At 73.8% G+C, this 23,127-nt stretch carries 21 protein-coding genes; 14 read left to right on the top strand and 7 right to left on the bottom strand.

Going from position 1 to position 23,127, the window contains the following annotated elements:
* Positions 1-5 precede the first annotated feature (5 nt).
* A complete protein-coding gene (locus WMF44_RS06025) occupies positions 6-887 on the bottom strand; it encodes a hypothetical protein (RefSeq protein WP_437298161.1) in 882 nt (293 codons plus the stop codon).
* 818 nt (positions 888-1,705) lie between these two features.
* Here WMF44_RS06025 and WMF44_RS06020 point away from each other — a divergent pair.
* From WMF44_RS06020 to WMF44_RS05975, 10 genes are all read left to right on the top strand, one after another.
* Positions 1,706-2,062 (top strand): DUF4398 domain-containing protein, encoded by a 357-nt coding sequence (locus WMF44_RS06020; protein WP_012233715.1) that lies wholly within the window; start codon positions 1,706-1,708, stop codon positions 2,060-2,062.
* Between the two features lie 7 nt (positions 2,063-2,069).
* Positions 2,070-2,438, top strand: a complete 369-nt coding sequence (locus tag WMF44_RS06015; protein ID WP_437298160.1) for a hypothetical protein — start codon at positions 2,070-2,072, stop codon at positions 2,436-2,438.
* 370 nt (positions 2,439-2,808) lie between these two features.
* Entirely contained in the window at positions 2,809-3,243 is a 435-nt protein-coding gene (locus WMF44_RS06010) for a universal stress protein (protein WP_437298159.1), read from the top strand.
* A gap of 157 nt (positions 3,244-3,400) precedes the next feature.
* Entirely contained in the window at positions 3,401-3,952 is a 552-nt protein-coding gene (locus tag WMF44_RS06005; protein ID WP_437298158.1) for a CDP-alcohol phosphatidyltransferase family protein, read from the top strand.
* A gap of 84 nt (positions 3,953-4,036) precedes the next feature.
* A complete protein-coding gene (locus WMF44_RS06000; protein WP_437298157.1) occupies positions 4,037-4,945 on the top strand; it encodes a DUF4349 domain-containing protein in 909 nt (302 codons plus the stop codon).
* Positions 4,946-4,959: 14 nt separating this feature from the next.
* Positions 4,960-5,442 (top strand): serine/threonine protein kinase, encoded by a 483-nt coding sequence (locus WMF44_RS05995; RefSeq protein WP_437298156.1) that lies wholly within the window; start codon positions 4,960-4,962, stop codon positions 5,440-5,442.
* A 91-nt stretch (positions 5,443-5,533) separates the two neighbouring features.
* Positions 5,534-6,352: a hypothetical protein gene (locus WMF44_RS05990; protein ID WP_437298155.1), complete on the top strand. Its 819-nt coding sequence runs from the start codon at positions 5,534-5,536 to the stop codon at positions 6,350-6,352.
* Positions 6,349-7,662, top strand: a complete 1,314-nt coding sequence (locus WMF44_RS05985; RefSeq protein ID WP_437298154.1) for a hypothetical protein — start codon at positions 6,349-6,351, stop codon at positions 7,660-7,662. Before WMF44_RS05990 ends, WMF44_RS05985 begins: the two co-directional genes overlap by 4 nt.
* 53 nt (positions 7,663-7,715) lie before the next feature.
* On the top strand, positions 7,716-8,597 hold the full coding sequence (locus tag WMF44_RS05980) for a hypothetical protein (protein WP_437298153.1): 882 nt from the start codon (positions 7,716-7,718) through the stop codon (positions 8,595-8,597).
* A gap of 142 nt (positions 8,598-8,739) precedes the next feature.
* Positions 8,740-9,003 (top strand): NifU family protein, encoded by a 264-nt coding sequence (locus tag WMF44_RS05975; protein ID WP_012233706.1) that lies wholly within the window; start codon positions 8,740-8,742, stop codon positions 9,001-9,003.
* Positions 9,004-9,169: 166 nt separating this feature from the next.
* On the opposite strand, the gene WMF44_RS05970 is transcribed toward WMF44_RS05975, so the two are convergent.
* A complete protein-coding gene (locus WMF44_RS05970; RefSeq protein WP_437298152.1) occupies positions 9,170-10,009 on the bottom strand; it encodes a hypothetical protein in 840 nt (279 codons plus the stop codon).
* Positions 10,010-10,328: 319 nt separating this feature from the next.
* Between WMF44_RS05970 and WMF44_RS05965 the strand changes: the two genes are divergently transcribed.
* The 3 genes from WMF44_RS05965 (at position 10,329) to WMF44_RS05955 (ending at position 13,548) form a co-directional block, all read left to right on the top strand.
* Entirely contained in the window at positions 10,329-10,895 is a 567-nt protein-coding gene (locus WMF44_RS05965; RefSeq protein ID WP_437298151.1) for a cobalamin ABC transporter substrate-binding protein, read from the top strand.
* Entirely contained in the window at positions 10,892-11,710 is an 819-nt protein-coding gene (gene map / locus WMF44_RS05960) for a type I methionyl aminopeptidase (RefSeq protein WP_437298150.1), read from the top strand. The genes WMF44_RS05965 and map overlap by 4 nt, the downstream gene beginning before the upstream one ends.
* Before the next feature lie 305 nt (positions 11,711-12,015).
* The gene (locus WMF44_RS05955; RefSeq protein ID WP_437298149.1) at positions 12,016-13,548 is read left to right on the top strand and encodes an FAD-dependent thymidylate synthase; all 1,533 of its coding nucleotides are present in this window, start codon (positions 12,016-12,018) and stop codon (positions 13,546-13,548) included.
* Between the two features lie 160 nt (positions 13,549-13,708).
* Here WMF44_RS05955 and recN read toward each other — a convergent pair whose 3' ends face one another.
* From recN to WMF44_RS05940, 3 genes are all read right to left on the bottom strand, one after another.
* Entirely contained in the window at positions 13,709-15,406 is a 1,698-nt protein-coding gene (gene recN, locus WMF44_RS05950) for a DNA repair protein RecN (RefSeq protein WP_437298148.1), read from the bottom strand.
* A gap of 34 nt (positions 15,407-15,440) precedes the next feature.
* Complete coding sequence (locus tag WMF44_RS05945; protein WP_437298147.1) at positions 15,441-17,873, bottom strand: hypothetical protein; 2,433 nt, start codon at positions 17,871-17,873, stop codon at positions 15,441-15,443.
* A gap of 228 nt (positions 17,874-18,101) precedes the next feature.
* Positions 18,102-18,914, bottom strand: a complete 813-nt coding sequence (locus WMF44_RS05940) for a hypothetical protein (protein WP_437298146.1) — start codon at positions 18,912-18,914, stop codon at positions 18,102-18,104.
* A gap of 223 nt (positions 18,915-19,137) precedes the next feature.
* Here WMF44_RS05940 and WMF44_RS05935 point away from each other — a divergent pair, with 223 nt between their 5' ends.
* Positions 19,138-20,352, top strand: coding sequence for a DUF3829 domain-containing protein (locus WMF44_RS05935; protein ID WP_437298145.1), 1,215 nt, complete (start codon positions 19,138-19,140; stop codon positions 20,350-20,352).
* 96 nt (positions 20,353-20,448) lie between these two features.
* Here WMF44_RS05935 and WMF44_RS05930 read toward each other — a convergent pair whose 3' ends face one another.
* Together WMF44_RS05930 and WMF44_RS05925 are read right to left on the bottom strand one after the other, a co-directional pair.
* Positions 20,449-22,107: a glycogen synthase gene (locus tag WMF44_RS05930; protein ID WP_437301533.1), complete on the bottom strand. Its 1,659-nt coding sequence runs from the start codon at positions 22,105-22,107 to the stop codon at positions 20,449-20,451.
* A 34-nt stretch (positions 22,108-22,141) separates the two neighbouring features.
* A complete protein-coding gene (locus tag WMF44_RS05925; protein WP_437298144.1) occupies positions 22,142-23,041 on the bottom strand; it encodes a shikimate kinase in 900 nt (299 codons plus the stop codon).
* Positions 23,042-23,127 lie beyond the last annotated feature (86 nt).

Genomic DNA, 23,127 nt, shown 5'->3' with positions numbered 1-23,127 from the left:
GCCGCTCAGCCCTCCAGCGGCACCTCCGGCGCCGCTGGCGAAGGCGCCGCCGGCGCTGGCGTCGCCGGCGAGGGGGCCGCCGTCGCCTTGGCCCGCCGGGCCGCCGCGCGCTTGCGGCGCTCGTACGCGCTCGTCACCTCGCGCACGATCTCGGGCTGGCCACGGAACACGAACCGCGCCGCGTTCCGGACGAGGCCCATGCGCTCGACGAGCAGCGTCGCCAGCTTGTTGCGGAGCAGCAGCGCGTCCTGCGCCTGCCTGGAGATCGCCTCCGCCTGCGCCGGCCGGCTCCGCAGCTCGGCGGCCACGGCGCGCGCCTCGTCGAGGTGGGCCGCGTCGAAGCCGCCGAGCCCGTCGAGCGCGTCGCGGTGCTTCTCCCCGAGCAGCGCGTAGTCGTCCAGCGCGCTCGCCAGGGCGTCGGCCGTGTCGGGATCCTCCGCGTGCGCCGCGTCGATGCGGGCCAGCATCTCGTCCTTCGCGTCGTCCACGCCGTCGTCGAAGTAGAAGCGCAGCGTCGTCGAGATCTCCCCCAGCAGGAACTTCCCGCGCTCGCGGGGGCTCTCGTTCTTCTCGACGGTCAGGAGATACCGCGTCTGCGCCTCCTGCGTGGCGCGCTGCAGGGAGAGGATCTCTTCCGCCGTCCTCGGCCCGAGGCGCGCGGCGTCCCCCTTCTTGCCGTCCTTCGGGACCGCCGACTCGAGCCCCAGGCGGGTCACCCGCTTCTGGGCATCGACCTGTGTCTTCCAGTACTTGTCACAGAACCTCGCCACGTCGACCGCCTCCCCGAAGAGCACGTGCAAGGGCACCGTGATCGCCGGGAGACTGCCGGCGCTCATCTGCTGGACGACGTCCGACCACCGCTCCATATCGCTCGTCTTCTTCGCCATCTCGACCTCCCCTGGGTTGCGGCGCCGGACACCCCGTCCGGAGCGGCAATCCCGGGCATTCATTCCGGAGAGCCCTGGCTCGGACTCCCCTCCACAAGGACCTGAGCCCGAGACTCCTGCTCTCTCGCACCACGACCCGCCGAGAGCGGGTCATGAAGCGCGCGAGATGCGGGAGCTTCGCGGCAGGGCGACAGGGATCCACGTCCCGTGCCTGGACGACACGGCGCCAGGGACACGCGAGGACGCTCCGGGGTGTCCCTGGCGCTTCACGACGTGTCCCTGGCGCTTCACGACGTGTCCCTGGCGACGTTCTCTGTGTCCCTGGCGCCGATCTCCGTGTCCCTGGCGAGAACACCGCCGATCGGGATCGACGCTGCCGCTTGTCCCTGTCGGCCTGTTCGCTGTCCCTGCCCCTCACTTCCATGTCCCTGGCGCCGCTCGACGAACGGCCGCATGGCCATCGCTGCCGGCTCGCTCGGGTGGTCCTTGTGGATCATTGCAACGAGGGCTGTCGATTCCGGGGCGTCGCTCGCAACAAGAGGTCGCATGCGGGGGCTCAGGCGCCGTCATCGGATGCGCAACAGCGCAATCCATTGCGCAAGGGGGACCAGCCGCGGACGACCAGGACCCTGCCATCGGCGAGGAGCACGGCGCTCGGGGTCATGGGCCAGATCAGCCCGGCTCGTCCGCGGGCAGCGAGCAGCCCGCGCGCACGGATCGCGCCGGCCAGGCTGGCCTGCCCGATGCACAGCGCGATCCCAGGCGCGCCGCCGGGAGCGACGGTGCCACCGGCGCCGCGAGATCGGGAATCCACGCAAATGCTCGCCAGAACCGCGCTCGTGATCGCCTGTCTGGAGCTCGCCGGGTGCGCCGCGTTCCGGCCGCCGGCGCCGCCGCCCGAGCTCGCCGGCGCCCGCGCGGCGCTCCGCGCGGCCGAGCGGGAGGGCGCGAGCGCCGACCGGCGCGCGGCCATGCACCTCGCGCTGGCGAGGAGCGAGCTCGCGCGGGCGCGGCGGCGGATCTCGGTGGGCGACGTGGAGGGCGCGCGCTGGCTGCTGCGGCGGGCCGAGGTCGACGCGGAGCTCGCGGCGCTCCTCGTGAGGGAAGCGGGGCTGCGCGACGCCGCGGGCCGCACGCTGGACCAGGCGAGCGCGCTCGCCGAGGGGAAGGAGTAGGGCCCGCGTGCGCGCCGGAGCCCCGCTCGCCATGGCGCTCGCGGCGCTCGCGCTCGCGGGCTGCGCGACGAGCGCCGCCGCGCCGCCGCCCGAGCTGCTGACGGCGCGCGCCGCCGTCGTGCAGGCGCGGGACAACCCGCTCTCGCCGCTCGCGATCGCCGAGCTGAGGCAGGCGGAGGAGGCGCTCGCGATCGCCGAGCGCGTGGAGCGCGAGCGCCCGCGCTCGTCGATCGCGCGCGACGCGGCCTACGTCGCGCGGCGGAGGGCGCAGTGCTCGCTGCTGTCCTCGCTCGTGCGCGCGAACCGGAGCGCGCTCGTGCGCGCGCGGCAGAGCCAGCGCGCCGGGGCGCAGCGCGCGCGCCCCGGCGGTGAGTGAGCCTGAGCCCGCGGCGCCCGACCCTGCCGACGATGTCGCTCGCGGCGCCGCGCTCGACGGCGCGCGCACGCGGCCCCAGCAGTCCGCCAGGTGATCGCTGCCGCGCCGTCGCGCTCACCGCCGCGCGCCCGCGCGACGCCTGATTTGCCGCCGGGATCCGTGCGGATCGGCCCGAGCGCCCCCGCGCGCCGCGTACCGCCCAGGGCGTCGGCGCGGCCTCGACGGAACGATTTCTCCTGGGAGTGACCAATTTTTGGATCCAAGATGCGCGCGACGCGCCTCCGCCGGCATCGAAAGCGTCCCGGAGGCCAGCGTCGGTCGAGGTTCGAAGTTCGACGGGACACCCGGTCCCGCGTGCGAGGAGAGCGCGATGAAGGAAGGCGCGAACGTCATACTGGTGCCCGTCGACTTCGAGGCGGCCTCGATGAAGGCGATCGAGCTCGCGAGGGATCTCGGCGCGAGGCTCGGGCACCAGGTCGTGCTGCTGCACGTCTACCAGCTCCCGGTCTACACGTACCCCGGGCTCGAGCCGGCGCTGATGCCCGGGTTCCACGCCGAGGTGAGCGCCGCCGCGTCGCGCGCGGTCCAGCAGCTCTCGGCGCAGACAGGGGGGCTCTCGACGGCGCTGCGCGAGGGCGACCCTGCGACCGAGATCCTCGCCGCCGCCGACGAGCAGGGGGCGGCGATGATCGTCATGGGCACGCACGGCCGCCGGGGGCTCACGCACCTCTTCCTCGGGAGCGTCGCCGAGAAGGTGATCCGGAAGAGCAACGTCCCCGTGCTCACGGTGCGCGTGGCCAGCTGATCCTCCGCGGCGCATCGCGGTGGGCGGGCCGGCGCGGCTGCCGGCCGGGGCGCGGCGGGCAGGGCCGCGCTCGACTGGGTTAGGGCGGGCTCGGCCGCGCTCGACGTGGGTCAGGGCCCCGGCTTCTGCGTCGCATGCGGCGCGTGGAGTACCTCGCATGTCGCCCCTGTGTCCGCGCGATCTCGCGCTTCCGCCGAACCTCGTGAGCCTGGCCCGGCTGCCGCTGGCGGCCCTGTTCCCGATCGTGGCCACGCGGCCCGCGCTCGCCCTCGCCGTCCTCTGCTGCGCAGGCCTGACGGACGTGCTGGACGGCTGGCTGGCCCGCCGCTCCGGTCAGGTGACGCCCACCGGGGCGATCGTCGACCCGATCGCGGACAAGGTGTTCGCGCTCGCGGTGGTGGGCACGCTCCTCGAGAGCGGCGCGCTCCCGCTCTGGGGCATCCCGGCGCTCTTGGCCCGCGAGCTCCTCGAGCTGCCGCTCGCGCTCTGGATCGCGGTGAGCCGCCGCTTCCATGGCGCGCGCCTGTCGGCGGCGAGCGCCAACATCCCTGGCAAGCTCGCGACGGTGGTGCAGTTCGCGGCGGTCTTCACCGCGATCGCGCTCCCCTCGGCGCTGCCCGCGATGCTCGCCGCATCGGCGATCGCGGGCGCGGCCGCGGGCGTCTCGTACTGGGCGCGCCAGCTCCGCCGCGTGCCCGGGGCGGCGTAGGTGCCGCCTGGGGGCGCCCCTGGTGTAAGGTCGGCCCAGGCGGCGCGTTGAGCGTCTGCCACCGGCTCCATGCTCCGAGGAACCATGCGAAGAACGCTGCCCGTCTGGGCTCTCCTTGCCTCGCTCGCCGGCCCTGCCGCCTGCAGCTCCGCCCCGTCGGCCGCGCGCGACGCCTCCAGCTCGCCGGCGTACGGAGCGGCGCCGGCCCCGATGGCAGGGATGCCTCCTCGGGTCATGCAGACGGCCGGCGAGTCGGTGCGCGAGGAGTCGTACGACGCCGAGGTGCCGGTGGCGGCGGATTTCGCCAAGGCCGCGCCGCCGCCGGGGGCCGGCGGCGGCGCTCAGCTCCCGACGGCGAGGCCGGCGCCGACCGCCGCCACGCCGCAGCCGGCGCCGACCTCCTCCGGCGCCGCGCCGCAGGCCGCGCCCCACGCCGCCGGCGAGGCGAGCGCGGCGCGCGCGCCCCTCCTCGTCTACACGGCGGAGATCGGGATGGCGGTGTTCGAGGTGGGCGCGTCGCTCGCCAAGGTCGAGGCGCTCGCGCGGGATCTCGGCGGCTTCCTCGCCCGCCGCGACGATCGGACGATCACGATCCGCGTCCCCGCCGCCCGGTTCGACGAGGCGCTGAAGCGCCTGGCGGACCTCGGCGACATCCTCCAGCGCAACGTCGTCGCCCAGGACGTCACCGAGGAGTTCTTCGACCTCGCGATCCGCATCCGGAACGCGCGGGCCGTGCGCGATCGCCTGGAGAAGCTGCTCGAGAAGGCCGCGAAGGTCGAGGAGTCGATCCAGCTGGAGCGCGAGCTCGCGCGCGTGTCCAGCGAGCTCGAGCGCCTCGAGGGGCGGCTCAAGTTCCTGCGCGATCAGATCGCGTTCTCGACCCTCACCGTGTCCTTCCAGCCGCGCTCGACGGAGACCCTCGCCCCGTCGGGACCGCGGCTCCCCATCGACTGGCTCAACGAGCTCGGCCTCTCGCGGCTCCTCAACCTGTGAACCGGGCGCCTCCGATGAACCACTCCCTTCGCCACGCCTTCGCCCTCGCCGCCACGCTCACCGGCGCGGCGGCGCTGCTCGCCTGCGGCCGGCCCTTCACCCCCGCGACCCCGCCGGGGTTCGTCGATCTCGAAGACCGCTACGGCGACGACGAGTACCGCGCGACCACCGCCGAGGGGCTGGTGATCGGGATCCGCGCGTTCGAGAACGATCCGAAGGGCGACCTCGCCTTCTGGTCCCGCGTGATCGAGAAGCGGCTCCGCGAGGGCGGCGGCTACGCGCTGCTCGGCAAGACCGACGTGAAGGCCCGGAACGGCCTGCCGGGCGTCCAGCTGCGCTTCGGGCACGACGAGGGGAAGGAAGCGCACCTTTATTACCTCACCGTCTTCGTCAACGACGATCGCGTCTTCCTCCACGAGGCGGGCGGCGCGAAGGCGCTGGTCGAGCGGCATCAGCAGCAGATCGACTGGGCCCTCCGCAACTTCCTGCCGGAGTGACGCGCGCCGCCCGCGTCGGCTGCGCGCGCGTCCCTGCAGCCGCGGCGCCGCTGCGCTTGCTCGCGGAAGCCCCGTTTGCTACCTGGCGGACGTGCGTTCCCGCCCCATTCCCCGTGACGCGCGGCAGCGCCGGTCGAGCCAGGCGCTGCTCCTCGCCCTCGCGGCCACGCTCGGCAGCGCCGACGCCCTGGCGCACGGCGGAGGAGAGAAGCCGCTCGCCACGGTGCCCGCGCCGCCCCCCGGCGACGGCGCCAAGGCGGCGCAGATCCTCCGCGAGATCGAGGGCCGCGTCGCGCCCCCGCCCGCGGCCGCCGACGGCGAGAAGGCCGCCGACGGCGAGGAGACCGCTGCCGGGACGCCGAGCGTCGCGCCGAGCGCCGCGAGCGGGCCTTCGCCGAGCGCCGCGAAGGTCGTGGCCGAGCCGATGGCGCACGCGAAGCGCGCGCTCCAGCGCGCGCACGGCGCGCGCGCGGCGGGCGACGCGACGAACGCGCGGCGGCTCGACGCTGTGGCCCTCGAGTGGGCGGAGGCGGCGAGGACGCTGCTGCGCGCCGCCGCGGCGGAGACGGCGGCCGTGGAGGCCGCGAAGCGCGCGCGCGAGGTCGAGACGAAGCTCGAGCGGGCGCGCGCGCTGCTCGAAGAGACGCAGGCGCGGCGAGGCCGCGCCGCGGCGGAGCTCGAGCGGATCGAGGCCGAGGCGCGCGAGGCGACCAGGGCAGCGGCGAACGTCGAAGCGCAGCGGATCGAGGCCAGCAAGGGAGGAGCGGCGCGCAAGCAGGCGGCGCCGGCGACGCGAGGGGCGCGGGGGGCGCGAGCGGCCGAACAAGCACCCGCCGCGGCGCCAGGCGCCGGGCCCAAGGGCGGCGCCGGCAAGGCGACGGCTCCGGTGGGCCAGGGGGGCACGCCTTGAGCGCGCGTCGCCTCGCAGGGGTCGCCGTCGCGGGGGTGCTCCTCGGCGCATGCGCGCCGATCCCGCGGCCAGCGGTGCTCGATGAGCTCGAGCATGTCCGCGCGGGGGCGGTCGCCGCCGAGTCGAAGCGGCACGCGCCGGGCGCGTTCGCGCGGGCGGAGAAGCTGCGCGGCGACGCGCTCGCCGCGCTCGAGAGCGAGGATCGATCCGGGGCGCAGATCCTGGGCGAGCAGGCCATCGCGGCGCACGCGCACGCGCACGCGCTCTCGCGGGTGGCTCGGGCCGAGGCGGCCGAGACCGAGGCGAAGGCGCAGCGCTCCGCGGGCGAGGCGTCGCTCGCGGGCCTCGAGGCGGAGCAGTCGCGCGTCGCGGCCGAGGTCGACGCGCTCGACATGCGGACCAAGGTCGCCCGGGACGCGCAGCCCGTGGTCCCGTCGGGCAGAGCCGATGCGGATCGCGAGAAGGCGCGCCTCGCCGCCGCGCGCTCGCTCGCGCTCCAGGCCCGCTTGCTGTGCGGCGCGGCGCGCCTCCTGATCGCACCGGCGCCGCAGGACAGCTCGCAGCCCGCAGGCGCCAGCCCCGCCGGACCCCAGCCCACAGGCGCTAGCCCCGCCGGCGCGCAGCCCGCGGCCGCAAGCCCCGCCGGACCCCAGCCCGGCAGCGCCAGCCCCGCCGGACCCCAGCCCGGCGGCGCCGAGCTCACGACGCAGCTCGAGGGGGCGACCGCCGCGATCAAGAAGCTCGACGCGGAGCTCGCCGAGGCGAGCGGCTCCACCCGCGCCGTCCCGGCGCCCATCGACCAGGCTTCCCGCGCGCGGGCGGGCTGCCTCGCCGCGCTGACGGCCGCGCGCCGCGCCGCCACGCCGGTGACCCGCGCGCCTGGCGCCGGTGACGCGCTCCTCGCAGAGCTCTCGGCCGCAGGCACCTGGTCGCCCGTCCGCGACGATCGCGGCATCGTCGTCACGCTTCGCGGGCTGTTCGCCGGCAACGCCCTCACGAAGGACGGCGAGGCGCGCCTCCGCGACCTCGCGCTTGTCGCCACGGCGCACCCCTCCTTTCCCGTGGCCGTGGTCGTGCACACGGACCGGGAGATCCCCGCCAGGGAAGAGCCCGCGTGGGCGGCGCGGGCCGATGCCGTCGTCCGCGCCCTCGGTCCGGCGCAAGGTGCGACCGCCTCGGGGGCGCCCGCGGGCCCGTCCATCGCGCCGTTCCTCGCGGGATCCGCGTCCCCGGTCGTCGATCCGGGGGGCAGCGAGCGCGCCCGCAACGCCCGGATCGAGATCATCTTTGTAACCCCGGAAACCCTGTGAGGCGTGATGGTCCCGGCCGCCGGAACTCCGCTCGCCTCGGAGAGTCGTTCTCGATGATGCGCTCTTCCACCTTCGCCCGAAGCGAAAGCAAGCCTGCAGTGCTCGCCTGTGCGCTGGTCGCCGCCCTCGGGAGCGGGTGTCAGGAGGACGGCAAGACCTCCCAGAGGCACGCCGCGGAGCTCTGCGCCAAGCTCGCGCCGGTCGTCGCGGAGGACGTCGGCCAGGTGCGGACGGGCCTCCCCGCGGGCTCGCAGAAGCTCGCGGCGCTGGTGGACACCGACCCGGGCGCGAACCTACTCGGGCTCCAGAAGGCGATCGCCGGAGCGCGCGCCTCGGTCAAGGAGCTCGAGTTCGCGAAGAGCACCTTCTTCTCTTTCGCCGATCCGAGCGGCACGGTGCTGCGCAGCGAGGCCGATCCGGACATGCTCGCCAACAGGTCCGTCCTGGCCTCGTTCCCCGAGCTCAGGAAGGTGCTGGCCCCGGGCAGCGGCGTCGTCGAGGCGTTCGGGGAGATGCAGGAGATGCGCGGGGTCAGGAACGGCCCCGACCTCCAGTGGGTCGCCGTGCACCCGGTCACGGGGAGCGGCGGCGAGCTCCAGGGCCTCTTCGTCACGGGCTGGTCGTTCCGCGCCTACGCGTACCGGCTGCAGGAGGCGGCCAAGCGCGACATCGCCCAGCTCGCCAAGCGCGACGGGCTGAAGTCGACGCCGCTGCTCTACGTCTTCGCGTGGAAGGGCGCGAAGGCGTACGGCGGACCGGTGACGCCCGACGTCAACACCGAGGCGCTCGAGAAGCTGGACCTGCCGGCGAAGACGGCCTCGGGCCCCTGGAGCGGCACGGTGGAGATCGCCGGCCGCACTTTCGGCGCCGCGGCGCAGCGCGCTCCGGAGCTCGCCGCGGACGCCGGCGTCGCCGCGCTCGTCTCGACGCTCTGAGCGTGAGCGCGCCCTCCAGGGCGGTCCCCCTGGCGACGACCCGGGCGCTGTGACGGCCGGCGGCGGGCCTGGGGGAGATCTCCTTATCGAGCGCTACCGTGCTAGGCTGTGGCGACTGGCTCGCGCTGCCGAGCTCACCCCCATGCCGGCTTCCATCGATCAGCTTCTCAAGGTTTGCCGCGAGGTGATCGCGCCGCTCGTCCGAGCCGACGGCGGTGAGCTCTACATCGTGGCCGTCGAGCCCGATCACCTGACGCTCCACCTGGCCGGTGCGTGCTCGGGCTGCCCCGGGGCCATGCTCACCGCGCGCGCGGTGATCGAGCCAGCGGTGCTCGCCGTCGCGCCGTCCGCGCGGGTCATCGTGACCAACGGCATGCGCGTCCCCGACGGCGCCTCCCTTGCCTGAGGCAGGCACCCGCTGCGGAGACGGGCCCATCTCGACGTTTTCGGTGCTCAGCGTACAGGAGTACGCTTCCGCGCCGAAAACGCCGATCTGGACCCGTCTCCTGTGCGGGTGACCGCCTCAGGCGGGCTAGCGGAACCGGGGGTTGAGAGAGAGGGAAGAGCGGGGGCTACTTCTTCTTGCCGGACTTGTCGGCGGAGGGGGGCGGGCCGGGAGGGGGCTCTTCCTTGCGGACGGCGGAGGCTACGGCGGGGTCGATGGCGTTCGCGTCGACCGGCTTGTTGGGGCGGAGCGAATCGAGGCTGCCCAGCGTGACAAGGTCCTCGTAGGCGAACGCGATCTCGGAGTCGTTCCGCTCGATCGCACGGAAGCGCGTGGCCGCGTCCTTCCAGTCGACCTCGTTGACGTAGCGGCCCTTGTCCGGAGCAGGCGGCGTCACGCGGCCAGGCACCCCGAACACCGTCGCGAGCTTGACCACGGCGGACGCATAGTCCTTCCCGCGGGCAGCCTTCTCGCCCAGCGGGTGCTCGTCGATGATCTTCCAGAGCTTGTCCTGGATGAAGAAGAAGTACCGCTTCCCGCTCTCGCGGGTCAGCGTCATCATCGACTCCTTGTTGAGGTAGGTGTACTCGCCCTTGAGCGGCGTCGCGTCGATGCCCGTCGGCAACCCGCCGAAGTCGATGCGGCTGCGGCGGAACGCGCTCTTCTCCTCGGCGAGCTCCGCGTCGAGCGCCCTCATCTTCACGCCGGGCGAGACGGCCTTGTAACGCGGCACGTACACCTCATCGAGCATCTTGTCGATGACCGCCGCCACCTGCTTGGTGGTCATCCCCCAGGCGATGCCCGGAGGCGTCAGCGCGATCGTCTTCTTCGTCACCGGCGTATCGGCAGGAGCCGCGGCGGACGCCCCCCCCCGCTTCTGCTGGGCAGCCGCCACGGTCGCACTCGTGATCGCCGCAAGGCCCAGCCCCAGAGCCAGCGCCGCTCCCAGGAGCCTCTTCGCTTTCATGTTCCTCCTCCAAGCCGGCGCAGGCCCTGTCCCTGCGCTCTGTGCAATCGCAAAAGCCAGGAAACCCAGCCCGGCAAGCCGGAGAACGCTAGCACCTGCGGTAGGACAGGAGAATAGGTTCTCCGCACCGAGCGGGGTCGACCGCCGTTGGACGATCGCTCGGCCGGATCGATGGAGAGCGAGCGCGAGGCGGATCGCGACGAGGGCAAAACAGCCTCGACAGCGCATGTAGCCAGTGTGTGCCGGGTCCTGACAGGGACCGGCCGACGTGCTACGAGCTCTGGCCCCAAGGATGATCCCTGCCGCCGGTGCTGCACCTTTGCGCCTTGCGCTCGCCGCGCTGGCGACCGTTGGCCCCGCCGGCGGCTGCGTCGCCGATCACGAGCGCCCCGCGGCGTCCGTCGATTCACAGGCTGGCCTGCTCCCATGGGAGGGGCGCGCGCGCGAGGTCTTCGACGACAACATCGAGCCCGCCGCCGTGGGCTTCTCGCTGGACGGCCCCTCGCCCAGATCCGACCCGTTCCTCCGCGAGAGGGCGCAGACGGGAGACGTGGTCGCGCGGGTGCGCGTCAACACGGTGACCGTCGACTCGATCGGCGAACAGCGCACCTACCACCTCGGGATCCAGGTCGGCTACCCTCCGCTGGCCACACCCCGGGCGCCGGACCGGGCGTTCGAGCTCCACATCCGGCCGCAGAGCCGCGCGTTCGGCGTCGCGAAGGCGATCGACGCGCGGCTCCGCGGGCTCACCTTCGTCGCCTTCATCCGGCGCTTCGCCGGCGAGGCCGGCGAGCCGGAGATCCACTGGCACCTTTCACCTGATACAGCGGAGGTCGCCGCGGCCGTCAAAGAGGCCGTCGTCCTCGGGGAGCTGTCTGCGCCGTGAGCAACGTGAGCATCAAGACGGTCAAGGAAGTCGACGCCCTCCGCACGGCCTCACAGATGGCTGCGGAGACGCTCCTCGGCGTCGGCGAGATGATCCGCGCCGGCATCACCACCGAGGACATCAACACCTTCGTCCACGAGGACACGATCCGCCGCGGCGGCTACCCCGCGCCGCTCAACTACCACGGGTTCCCGAAGAGCGTCTGCACGTCGATCAACGAGGTGGTCTGCCACGGCATCCCGTGCGATCGCGTCCTCGTTCCGGGCGACATCATCAACGTGGACGTCACCACGATCTACAACGGCTTCTACGGCGACACGTCCGCGACCTTCTACATCGGCAAGCCCTCGGCCGAGGCGAAGCACGTGACCGAGGTGTCCCGGCGCAGCCTGCAGCTCGGCATCGCCCAGGTCCGGGACGGGGCGCGCCTCGGCGACATCGGCGCCGCCATCCAGGAGTTCGCCGAGGGCGAGGGCTGCTCGGTGGTGCGGGCCTTCGTCGGGCACGGCATCGGACGGCGCTTCCACGAGGCGCCGCAGGTCTCGCACGTGGGCAAGTACGGCAGCGGCGCCCGCCTCCGCGCCGGCATGTGCTTCACGATCGAGCCGATGATCAACCTCGGCACCTACGAGGTCGAGATCCAGGAAGACAAGTGGACCGCGCTGACGGCCGATCGCTCGCTGTCGGCGCAGTTCGAGCACACCATCGTCGTGACGAGGAACGGCTGCGAGGTGCTGACCCGCCGCAGCCGGCCGCTCGCGAACAGCGAGATCTTCCCCGATCCCTTCGTCGTCTCCGCGGCGCGAGCGCTCTGACGCAGAGCGCGCTCGACGACGCGCACGACGCCGAACACGCGCACGACGCCGAACACGCGCACGACGCCGAACACGCGCACGACGCCGAACACGCGCACGACGCCGAACACGCGCACGACGCCGAACACGCGCACGACGCCGAACACGCGCACGACGCCGAACACGCGCCGCGCCCGGACCGCGCGCGCCGGCCAGCCCCGGCCGCGAGGGCCGGCGCGGCGGTGCGCCGACGTGGCCCGGATCTGTCGATCGGAAACCGAGTTTTGTCGACCGTCCGGCCTGCGATTGGGAGTAGAAGCAGGGGCATGGCCTTGGACGAAGCGTCGCGTGCGCGAATCGCGCCGTATGTGTCGAGCCTGACGGCCGACGTCTTCTCGCTGTCGGGTCTGCCGGAAGAAGTCATCGCCGTCCTGTTCGCGTACTACTCGCGCAGCCGGGACGATCTGCGCACCAACCTGGCGCGCCTGCTCGGCGACGAGGAGCTCGACGTCGCCCCGGAGGCCGACGGCCGGCCGCGCCGGGGCCTCGCGTTCGCGTCGGACAAGGCGCGGAGCTTCCACGAGAAATGGGTCGTGGGCTACGGCCACGCGTCGGTCGCCGAGCACGCCGTGGTGCACCTCGCGATCGAGAACGTCAGCATCGTCGCGTCCAAGGTGATCGAGGACCTGCGGCTCGGCTCGTACACGGAGAAGAGCACGCGCTACGTGGTCTTCGATCAGCACTCGTTCGTCGACCTGCCGGAGCTCGACGCCGAGCACGCCGCGAAATACAAGGCCTCGAGCGAGCGGCTCTTCGCGACCTACCTCGACCTCGTCCCCAGGGTGACCGAGCGGCTCGGCGCGCGCTCGCCGAAGCCCGAGAAGATGTCGGACGCCGCCTACAAGGGGGCGCTGCGCGCGCAGGCGTGCGATCTCCTGCGCGGCCTCCTGCCGGCGGGGACGCGGACGAACATCGGCCTCACCGCGAACGCGAGGGCGCTCGAGGTCCTGCTCACGAAGATGCTGTCGCACCCGCTCGAGGAGGTGCGCAGGGTCGCCCGCGACATGCACACGGCGGCGCTGGCCGTGACCCCGACGCTCGTGAAGTACGCCGCGCCGAACGAGCTCCGGCAGACGCTGCAGGCCAGCGTCGCCGCGGCGATGAAGCGGGTCTACACGCCGCCGGACGAGGGAGTGAGCGCGACGATGGTGATAAACCAGCCTGTCCGGCTGGTGCGCTACGACAAGGACGCGCTGGAGCGCGTCGCGCTCGCGCTCGCGTATGACGGGAGCGATCCGGGCGTGCACGCCTACAACCTGGGCGACGCGCTCCACCGCGCGACGCTGCCGGAGCTCATCGGGATCGCGAAGGCCGCGTGCGAGAAGCGCGGCCCGTACGACGCGCCGCCGCGCGCGTTCGAGGCGTCGACGATGACCTTCGAGCTGATGCTCGACTACGGCGCGTACCGCGACCTGCAGCGCCACCGGATGCTGACGCCGGCGACGCAGCGGCTCACCTGTCGGCTCGGCTTCGAGACGCCGCAGGCCCTCTCGGATCTCGGCCACGCCGAGGCCTACCAGGACGCGATGCTCGCCGCGCGCGACGCGTGGAACGCGATGGAGGAGCGCTACCCCCTCGAGTCGCAGTACGCGGTGCCGCTCGGCTTCCGCGTGAGGACCCTCTGGACGCTGAACCTGCGCGAGCTCTTCCACGTCATCGAGCTCCGCTCGGCGAAGCAGGGGCACACGAGCTACCGGCGCATGGCCCAGGGGCTCTACCGCACCGCGATCACGGTGCACCCCTGGCTCAAGGACCTGATCCGCGTCGATCTGAACGACTACGCGCTCGCGCGGAGCTGATCCGCCCCACGCGCCCCGCCTCGGCTACGCCGTCGCAGAGCGGCGGTCACCCGCACAGGAGACGGGTCCAGATCGGCGTTTTCGGCGCGCAAGCGCACTCCCGTGCGCTGAGCACCGAAAACGTCGAGATGGGCCCGTATCCGAAGCGGGTGACCGCCGCTCAGAGGCGCGCGGCTTCGATGAGCTCCGTCGCGGCCCTGAGCGACGCGCCGGTGACCTTCGCCCCCGACAGCATCCGCGCCACCTCGGCGATGCGGTCCTTCTTGTCGACGCGCGTGACCGAGCTCTTGGCGATGCCGCCCGCGTTCTCCTTGGCGACGACGAAGTGAGCGCCGGCGAACGCCGCGATGGGCGCGAGGTGGGTGATGCAGAGCACCTGGTGGTGGCGCGCCACGTCGCCGATCGCGCGCCCGATCTTGTCGGCGACGGCGCCGCCGACGCCGCTGTCGACCTCGTCGAAGACGTAGAGCCCGGCGGGCCCGCACTCCGCGAGCACCCGCTTCAGGGCGAGCAGGGCGCGCGAGAGCTCGCCGCCCGAGGCGATGCGGCGCAGAGGGCGAGGCTCGATCCCCTTGTTGGGCGAGATGAGGAACTCGACGCGGTCGATCCCGTCCTGGCCGAGGCGGGCGCCGTCGACGACCAGCTCGGCGCGGTCGCCGCCGTGCGGCTCGATGTCCACGACGACCCGCGCCCCGCCCATGCCGAGATCGGCGAGCTCCGAGGAGATCGCGGCGCCGAGCTTCTCGCCGGCCTTCCGCCGCTTCGCCGAGAGCTTGCGGGCGCGCTCCGCGGCGACGGCGAGCAAGGCGTCGCGCCGCCGCTCGAGCTCCGCGACGTGGCTCTCGACCCCCGAGAGGCGCTCCAGCTCGGCCGCGAGGCGCGCCCGCGCGGCGAGCACGTCGTCGAGCGTGGGGCCGTGCTGCCGCAGCAGGCCCTCGAGGCGGTACATGCGATCCTCGATCTCGGAGAGGCGATCCGGGTCGGCCTCCGCGCGCTCGGCGTAACGGGCGATCTGGCGGGCCGCCTCGCTGAGCTCCGTCCAGCAGCCGTCGACCGCGCGGGCGACATCGTCGAGCGCGGGATCGATCTCCGCCGCCGCCCGGAGCTCCGAGGCGAGGCGCGCGAGCTCGTCGCACATCGCGTCGTCCCCTTGATCGAGGCGGGACGCGGCGCGCCGCGTGATGTCGTGCAGGCGGCCCGCGTGGCGGAGCCGGTTGCGCTCGGCCGCGAGATCGGCGAGCTCGCCGGGGCGCGGCGACAGCGCGTCGATGGCCTGGAGCTGGAAGGAGACGAACGCCTCGCGCTCGCCGCGGCCGCGCTCGAGCTCGCGGGCGGCCCTGAGCTCGGCGGTGAGCGCCTCGAGCGCGCTGACGTCCGCCGCGAGCTCGCTGCGCGCAGGCACGAGGCGGCCGAAGCGATCGAGGTAGCCGAGGTGCGTCGACGGATCGGTCAGCGCGACGCTCTCGTGCTGCGAGGCGACGTCGGCGAGCTCCGGGGCGAGCGCCTGGAGCTCGCCCGCGGTGCAGAGGCGGCCGTTCAGGTAGGCGCGCGAGCGGCCGGTCGCCTGGACCACGCGGCGGACCACGAGCTCGCCCTCGCTCGCGATGCCGGCGGCGTCGAGCATCGCCATGGCGCGATCGGAGCCGCGCACGTCGAAGAGCGCCTCGATCTCGGCCTCGTCCGCGCCGGGGCGGACCTGCTCGGCGCTCGCGCGGCCGCCGAGGACCAGCGAGAGCGCGCCCACGACGATGGACTTGCCCGCGCCCGTCTCGCCGGTGAGCACGTTGAACCCAGGCTCGAGCCGGAGCTCGAGGGCGTCCATCAGGATGAAGTTCTTGACCCGAAGCGCGACCAGCACAGCGGCGGGAGGATAGAAAGCTTTCGACCCGTCGTCAGCGGATCTTCACCTGCTTCATGACGGTGACCGGAATTCCTTCGAAAGGCGGCACCGCGACGTCGCGGAACGCAGCGGCGATGCACCCGGCGGTGGCGGTCCCGACCAGGTCGCCCCCCTCCACGCGCGCCGACATGGCCTTCCCCGTGGGCGCGAAGGTGACGGCCACGCGGGCCGTGCCGGTGAGGCCCTCGCCGGTGCACCCGGCGGCGGCCGCCGCCGCGGACGCGAGGACGCTGGACGCCGCGCTCTGATCGAAGCGCGCTGGCTCGTCCTTCGCCGGAAGGAGCGGCGCCGGCGGCGGCTGCTTGCCCGCCGGCTTGGCGCGCTCGGGCTCGCTCGGCGCCGCGGCCCGTGCAGGACGCTCGGGGACATCCGGCTTCTCGCTGGCCTGCGGCGCGGCGGTCGACACCGGCGCGGCGGTCGCCGCCGGCGCGGCGGTCGCCGCTGGTGCAGCGGTCGCCGCTGACGCGGCGGTCGCTGCTGGCGCGGCGCTCGCCGCCGGCGCGGCGGTCGGCTCGGGTGCCGCCCCTGCCTGCACGGGCTGCGGCGGTGCCGCTGGCTCGCCGGCAGGGCCGGCGGAGGCGGCCAGCGCCTGCTCCGCAGGGCCAGGAGCGGCGGCCGGCGGCTCCGCGACCGGCTCGTCATCCAGGGACGGCTCCCGGTCGGCGGTCTGGCCAGCGGGATCCGTCGCGGCAGACGACGGAGGCGGCGCCTCGGGCGGCGCCTCAACGAGCGCGCCGCTGCCCGCGGGCGCGCTCTGGGTCGCCGCGGCGCTGGACGAGCGGCCGTGAGCTTGCGCGAGGTAGAGCGCAGCGCCGAACACGATGAAGACGACGGTCACCCAGCCGGCGAGCGCCATGTTCTGCCGCGATGCCGGCGTCGAGAGGGCGCGCAGCTTCTCGGACACGAGGGAGCCGGCCGTGATCGAGGTGCGCACCGGCGTCTCTTCCCCGGAGGACGTGTGTCCCTCGACGGCCAGGAGCTCGGGCTCGACGGGCTGCGAGGGGAACGAGGAGTCCGAGCTCCGCCCGGCGGCGGCGTCATCGAACAGCCCGCTGTTGATGCTCAGGATCTCGTGATCGGCCCGGTCCTCGTTGCGGCGCGCCTCGCCCTCCTCGCCGGGCGGCGGCGCCATGCTGCGCAGGTCGATCAGGCCCGAGGTCTCCTTGCGCTCGGCGCGCCCGCGAGGCTCGGTCTGGCCGGGCCAGTCGCCCGCCGCGCGGGCGGCCGACCGCGGAGAGAGGTTCGTGAGCGCGAGCGGCTCGTGCGACGGCCGCTCGTCGCTCCCCTGATCCCGCGGCCCTCCCGCGGCGCCCGGCGCCTCGGACCTGGCGCGGCCTCGCCGCTGCTCCTCGGCGGCGCGCGGCGCGCCCGCGGCCGGCGACGGGACGAGCGAACCCAGCAAGGCGAGGTCCGCCGGAGAGGCGTCGGCGGGCTGCGCGGCGCTCGGGCCGGAACGGGCGCGCCGCGCGGACGGCATGGGCTGCGGGGCGAGCGCCGCCATCGCCTGCACGTCCTGGAGCCGGAGCTCGGGCGACGAGCGGTGCGACGACGGCCGGCCCTCGTCGATGGACAGCGGCGCCGACGGTATCTCGGAGAGCGGCGCCGGCGGCATCTCCGACGGCGGCGCGACGGGCCGCGAGGTGCCGCCGGCGCGCGGGACGGCAGCGGTCCGCGGCCGCGCCACCGGCGCCGTGGTGCGCTGCTCGCGCCGCGCCGGCGGTCGCGCCGGGACCGGCGTGCGCGGGGCCGCGCGGGGCACCGCGGCGGGTTCGGGCGCGGGCGCGGGCTGGCTCGCGCGCTCCTCCTCGAGGGCGTGCGAGCCGAACGAGAGCGACGGCGGCTCGACGCCCGGGGAGAGCATCTGCGCGAGGTCCTGGATCGAGACGGGATCCGAGTCGGCGGGAGGGAGCGCGGACGGGCTCCTGCCGGTCGGCGCCGCGCCGCCGCGGGGCGTGTCGTCCCAGGAGAGGCCGGCGAACGTGCGATGCCGCGCCGGGACCTCGCGCCGCCCCAGCCCGCCGTCCGGCGTCACGACGGCGTGCTCGAGCGAGGCCTCGGCCGCCGCGTCGAACGCATCCAGCGCCCTCGGGCTGGACTCGGGCGCGGCGTCCAGCTCCTGCTGCGCGATCCGCTCCGCGAGCGTGAGCCCTCGCCTGCGCACGGCCGCCGGCGCCGCGCGCCGCTCCGCCTCGCCCGCGGGCTCCACCAGCCGGCGCTGGATGCCAGCGCCCGGGAGCGTCGTCTCGGCGTCCAGCACGTCGCTCGACAGCCCGGCCCCCCTCTCCGAGCGGCGCCCGGAGGAAGGCTTCGCGCGCTCCGGCTCGCTCGGCGGCTCCCGCCGGTCGCGCCCGCTCGCGGAGCTCGGAACGCCCGAGGGGGAAGACCGTGGCTCACCCCTCTCGGACGCGGCCTGCTTGCTCTTCATGCGACACGTCTTGCAGACAAACGGCAAGGACGGACGCATCTCGCGTCCTACACCGATCTCCACGTAGGTCCTGCAGAGAGAGCAGGCGAGTTGCACCTTGAGAAGAGAATCGCGCAGCTCGCCAGCACGCGCAATCTTCTTCACAGGTGACCGGGGCGGTCGCCCTCGGGCTCGCCCGCTCCGCCCGGCTCCGCGCCGCGGGATCCCGCCGGATCCCGCTGGATTCGCCTAGGCGGAGGGCTCACCGGCGGGCGCCGGCAGGGGCGCGGGCGGGCGCACCCAGCGTTGCTCCAACCAGTCCAGCGACACCGGCGCGCTCCGCAGCGCCGCGTCGACGGCGCGCGCGACCGGATCGGGGGCGGGGGCCGACCCGGAAGCGCGGGTCGACAGGATCCAGTTCGACAGCTCGTAGTGGTGGAGGAGCGGCGCGAACCGGTGGGCGTCGAAGCCGGCGAGGATCTCCGCGGCGCGGCTCAGGCGATCGCAGCGCACGAGCGCCGTCGCGACGTCGAAGAGCAGGGCGCGGAGGTCCTCGAAGGCGCGCTCCGGGTTCCCGGCCACGCTCTCCAGGAGCGCCTCGAACCCGGCGTCGGAGAGGCCAGCCGCGTCGGCCGCCTCGGCCATCGCGGGCACCTGCGTGGCCAGGAAGTCGGAGCCGGGGGCGTGCCCAAGGAGGCGCCCGACGAGGTACAGATCGAACGCGCTGGCGATGGCCTCGGCGAGCAGGAGCGCCTCTGCGCTGGGCGGGGCGCCGGCGCCCGCCGCCGTGAGCGCGCGGTGGGCGAGGTGGTGCCACGCGACGTGCGCGACGACGTCGGCGGCGAGGTGGTCGCCGGCGATCAGGTCGCCTTGCTCGCTCTGGCTCCAGAACGTCAGGTTCAAGAAGACGACGCGATCCCAGCTCGCCTCGCCCTCGGGCACGCGAAAGCGGTACCCGTCGCGCCGGAGCGCCTGCTTCAGATCGTCGTAGAGCGCGACGTGCCGGAAGGAGCGCTCGTCGTCGATGGTCAGCTCGTCCAGGGTCAAGGTTCGCAGCTTCACGCGGCGGACATTAGACCCGGAACGTTTCGTCAGCCACAGCGGAGGCCGGGGAGGGACAGCCCCGGCGGAGGCCTGGAAGAACCGCGCGGCGTCGCGTGTTTTGGGCCGAGGGCGGGGTTTTCCCGACCAGGGCCGCAAGTTCTCGCCCCTGGCCGGGTGTTGCAAGCGCCGCCGGCTTAGGCATGATGCGCCCGTTCCTGCGCCAGCCGAGGAGGCACACCGAATGATTTCCGTCAGGTCTCTCTGTTCTATCGCGCTCGTGCTCGTCGCCAGCGGTGCCGCCGGCTGCAAGGAGGACCCGCCCCCTCCCCAGCCGGAGCCTGCAAGCTCCGCGGCGGCGAACACGAACAAGGGAAAGGCGAGCCTGCGGACGCCCGTGTCGCCGATGGCGAAGGTCGACCCGCAGTCGATGAAGGAGTACCGCGTCGACGTCTGCTACTTCGGGACGCTCTCGCTGAAGCAGGCCCGCGACGCGTACCTCGCGAGCCTCGGCAAGGATGAGCCCAGCGAGAAGAAGATCCCGAGCTTCGGCAACGACGATCAGGCGAAGGGCGCGCTCCCCGCGAAGTCGCCCGCGCCCGGCGCCGCCGCGCCGAAGACGACCGGCCTGCCCGGCGCCGTCGCCGCGCCGGGCGGCACCAGCGCCCCCGCCGCCAAGGGCGCGCCGACCCCGCCTGGCAAGCCGGACGAGCGCCGGCCGATCAACTTCAGCGCGCGCGCGCCGCACGAGCGCAACGCGCGCGCCTGCACCGTCGCCCTCAGCCTCAAGGAGCCGGCCATGGCGGACGTCGACGCCGCGCTCGCCGAGTACGCGCCGTTCGCGACCGAGCTGGCGAAGAACATCGCCGCGGCGGCCAACTACTACCAGCGCGAGGAGTACAAGAAGGACAGCTTCGCGAAGGGCAAGGAGCTCCACGCGAAGCTCCTCGCCGAGTTCCAGAAGCTCGACGCGCACTCCGAGAAGCTCGGCCTCGCGGTCTCCGCGTGGCACGCGTCGCACCTGCCCGACCTCGCGAAGGCGGAAGAGGGCCAGAAGGAGGCGATCACGGCCCTCGAGGACGCGCGCGCGCTCATGCTGATCCTCACCAGCAAGAACGTCGATCCGGCGGCGGAGAAGGCCGCGCTCCAGAAGCTGGAGACGTCCGCGGCCGCGCTCAAGACGTACGGCTCGACCCACCAGACCGACCCGTGGGCCAAGATCATGGAGCCCGCGCTCGCCGGCTTCATCCGTGACGTGAAGGCGGCCGAGCCCAAGCTGACGGACAAGGGGATCACCTCCCCTGCCCTGTTCCTGCCGGTCGTCACGAGCTTCGTGTCGGTGATCGAGGGCAAGCACCGCGCGCTCTCCCGCTCGCTCATGGCGAAGAGCCAGGCGGCGACGCGCGAGGCCGCCGGGACCGCGCGGCCCGCCGCGCCGGCCGCCCCCGAGAAGGAGTGACGCTCCCGGGCGCGCTCCCCGCAAGGGAGGCACGCGCTCCCCGCAAGGGAGGCACGCGCCGATCGCGCCGCGCCTCCGCCGGGGGCGCGGGCGCGATCAGAACGGGCGGCCGGTGCGGCGGGCGATCGCGAGGCGGTAGAGCGCCTCGTACTGCCGCGCGGCTTGCGCCCAGCCGAAGTTCTTCTTCATCGCCCGCAGCTGCATCGACCGGAAGTAGGCCGGGTCGGCGCGGTAGAGGTGCACCGCCCACGCGACGGTGTTCCCGAGCGCGCTCGACGACATCTCCTCGAACTTGAAGCCCGTGACGTTGTTCTCGACCGTGTCGTCGAGGCCGCCGACGGCGCGCACGACCGGCAGCGTCCCGTAGCGCTGGCTATACATCTGGTTCAGCCCGCAGGGCTCGTAGCGCGACGGCATCAGGAAGAGGTCGGCGCCCGCCTCGATGCGGTGGGCGAGCCCCTCGTTCATGCCGACGTAGACGCGGAAGCGGTCGCTCGCGCCGGAGATCCGCGAGAAGAGGTCCTCGGCCCAGCGCTCGCCGGAGCCCAGGACGATGAGCTGGACGTCGAGCGAGAGGATGTGGTCGAGCGCGCCCGCGAGGATGTCGATCCCCTTCTGGGTCGCCAGGCGGCTGATGAGCCCGAGGAGCGGGACGTCGGGGCGCTCCTCGAGCCCCATCTCTCGCTGGAGCGCCGCCTTGCAGAGGCGCTTGCCGCCGAGATCCTCGGCGGAGAACGGCGCCGCGATGTGGGGATCGGTCGCGGGGTTCCAGATGGAATCGTCGATGCCGTTGAGGATCCCGATCACGTCGGTGCCGCGATCCCGCAGCACGCCGTCGAGCCCCTCGCCGCCCTCCCACGTCTGGATCTCCTGCGCGTACCTGGGGGAGACCGTGGAGACGAGCGTGGCGTTGTAGATGCCGCCCTTGAGCAGGTTGATGCTGTCGTACGCCTCCAGGCAGAACCTGTGGAACTGATCCCACCCGAGCCCGGTCGTGTGGAGCTGCCCCTTGTTGAACCAGCCCTGGTAGCCGAGGTTGTGGATCGTCAGCACGGACGCGGCGCGGGCGAGCGGCGACCGGTGCTCGAGGACGTTGAGGTAGAGCGGGACGAGCGCCGACTGCCAGTCGTGGACGTGGACGATGTCCGGCCAGAACTCGAGCGCGTGGCAGAGCTGCAGCGCGCCGCGGGACAGGAGCGCGTAGCGGGCGAGGTTGTCCCCGAACTCGCCGTGCGCGTCGCCGTAGATGCCGTCGCGATCGTAGAGCACGTCGTGCTCGAGCAGGTACACGCGGGGCGCAGGCGCGCCGGGCGCCCCGGGATCGAGGCGCGTCTCCCAGACGGCGGTCCACGCCTCGCCGCCGCCGAGAGGCACGCCGAGCGAGAGCGGCAGCCGGTGCGGCACGAAGCGCTCCGCCGGGGGCTCGCCGCCTCCGCCTTGGGCCGCGCCTCCGCCTTGGGCCGCGCCGGCCGCCGGGGCCGCGTCGGCCGCAGAAGCGGCGAGCCCGTTGCCGGCGGCCGCCGCGGCGACGGCCGGCGCGGCGACGGCCTCGCTGCCCGCGGGCTGCTGCTCGGCGAGCGCGATCTGGCGGTCGAGGTAGCGCTTGGCGGCACGGTATGCGGGCATCACGACGCGCACGTCGTGACCGGCCGCGGCGAGCGCGATCGGCAGCGCGCCCGCCACGTCGGCTAGACCACCTGTCTTGCTGAAAGGGACGCACTCGGACACCACGAAGAGAATTTTGAGGCGCGGCATGGACATGGGTGAGGAGGGGGAGCGCGCCCCCGACTCAAGGCGAGCGCGTCGCGTTCCTTCTACCAGCTTCACGCGCGATCTTGACCACGCGATCGACAGAGCGCGCGAGACCGAGCGCCGACGTGTCCACCGCGAAGTCGGCCTGCTCATAGAGCGCGCGCCGCGCCTGGAAGAGCGCCCTGAGCTCCTTCATGGCGTCGGCCCGGTTGGCCATGGGCCGCGCGTCCCCCTGCTCGACCACGCGGCGCCAGTGGTCCTCGGGCGTCGCCCGCAGCCACACCGTCACCGCGCAGCGCCTCAGTCGCTCGAAGGTCGCCGGATCGGTCACCAGGCCGCCGCCCGTGGCCACGATCCCGTGGGCGCGCGCGCCTTCGAGCCGCGCGAGCTCCTCGCGCTCCAGCCGCCGGTAGTAGGCGTTTCCATGGATCTCGAACAGGGCGGCGAGGCTCATCCCCGCGCGCGCGGCCACGAGGGCGTCGAGCTCGAGGAAGGGCACGCCGAGGCGCGCCGCCGCGCGGCCGCCGATCGTTGTCTTGCCGGCCCCGCGCAGGCCGAGCAGCGCGACGAGGGGCTCGCCCGCCCCTTCCCCCGCCTCGCCGGCCGACCGGCCGCGCGGCGACGCCTCCTCGCCGAGCTCGCCCGCCGAGAGCAGCGCGGCGGCCGAGGTGCCCATCGCGCGGCCGATGTCCTCGAGCCGCACCACGGAGACGTTCGCCCGCCCGCTCTCGAGCAGCACAAGGAAGCGCTCGCTCACGCCGGCGAGCTCGGCGAGCTCGCGCAAGGTGAGCGCGAGCTCCGTCCGCCGCTGCCGGAGCCGACCGCCGAGGCGCGCGAGGATCGGCGGCGCGCCGTCCGCGACGCCCGCCGCGCTCGCCACGCCGGTCTCCGGCCCCTGGCCTGCGCGCGCCCTGCGCGATGTCTGACGGGACGCCATCTCGTCGATGCACTATATTTCATGATAGGCGGTCCAACAAGAACTATACTGCTTGACTGAACCCCGGCGCGGTGGTGGGCTCGTCG

Origin of the sequence: Sorangium sp. So ce426 (genome assembly GCF_051475585.1) — a bacterium.
Lineage (GTDB): Bacteria > Myxococcota_A > Polyangia > Polyangiales > Polyangiaceae > Sorangium > Sorangium cellulosum_B.
This window is presented reverse-complemented; position numbering and strand designations above follow the sequence as displayed.

Bases quoted from the DNA above. Each gene is read 5' to 3' on its own strand.
- WMF44_RS05925 (WP_437298144.1), bottom strand. From the start codon at position 23,041: ATGGCGTCCCGTCAGACATCGCGCAGGGCGCGCGCAGGCCAGGGGCCG.
- WMF44_RS05935 (WP_437298145.1), top strand. From the start codon at position 19,138: ATGATTTCCGTCAGGTCTCTCTGTTCTATCGCGCTCGTGCTCGTCGCC.
- WMF44_RS05945 (WP_437298147.1), bottom strand. From the start codon at position 17,873: ATGAAGAGCAAGCAGGCCGCGTCCGAGAGGGGTGAGCCACGGTCTTCC.
- WMF44_RS05970 (WP_437298152.1), bottom strand. From the start codon at position 10,009: ATGAAAGCGAAGAGGCTCCTGGGAGCGGCGCTGGCTCTGGGGCTGGGC.
- WMF44_RS06010 (WP_437298159.1), top strand. From the start codon at position 2,809: ATGAAGGAAGGCGCGAACGTCATACTGGTGCCCGTCGACTTCGAGGCG.
- WMF44_RS05980 (WP_437298153.1), top strand. From the start codon at position 7,716: ATGATGCGCTCTTCCACCTTCGCCCGAAGCGAAAGCAAGCCTGCAGTG.
- WMF44_RS06025 (WP_437298161.1), bottom strand. From the start codon at position 887: ATGGCGAAGAAGACGAGCGATATGGAGCGGTGGTCGGACGTCGTCCAG.
- WMF44_RS05975 (WP_012233706.1), top strand. From the start codon at position 8,740: ATGCCGGCTTCCATCGATCAGCTTCTCAAGGTTTGCCGCGAGGTGATC.
- WMF44_RS05995 (WP_437298156.1), top strand. From the start codon at position 4,960: ATGAACCACTCCCTTCGCCACGCCTTCGCCCTCGCCGCCACGCTCACC.
- WMF44_RS05930 (WP_437301533.1), bottom strand. From the start codon at position 22,107: ATGCCGCGCCTCAAAATTCTCTTCGTGGTGTCCGAGTGCGTCCCTTTC.
- WMF44_RS06000 (WP_437298157.1), top strand. From the start codon at position 4,037: ATGCGAAGAACGCTGCCCGTCTGGGCTCTCCTTGCCTCGCTCGCCGGC.
- WMF44_RS06005 (WP_437298158.1), top strand. From the start codon at position 3,401: ATGTCGCCCCTGTGTCCGCGCGATCTCGCGCTTCCGCCGAACCTCGTG.
- WMF44_RS06020 (WP_012233715.1), top strand. From the start codon at position 1,706: ATGCTCGCCAGAACCGCGCTCGTGATCGCCTGTCTGGAGCTCGCCGGG.
- WMF44_RS05955 (WP_437298149.1), top strand. From the start codon at position 12,016: ATGGCCTTGGACGAAGCGTCGCGTGCGCGAATCGCGCCGTATGTGTCG.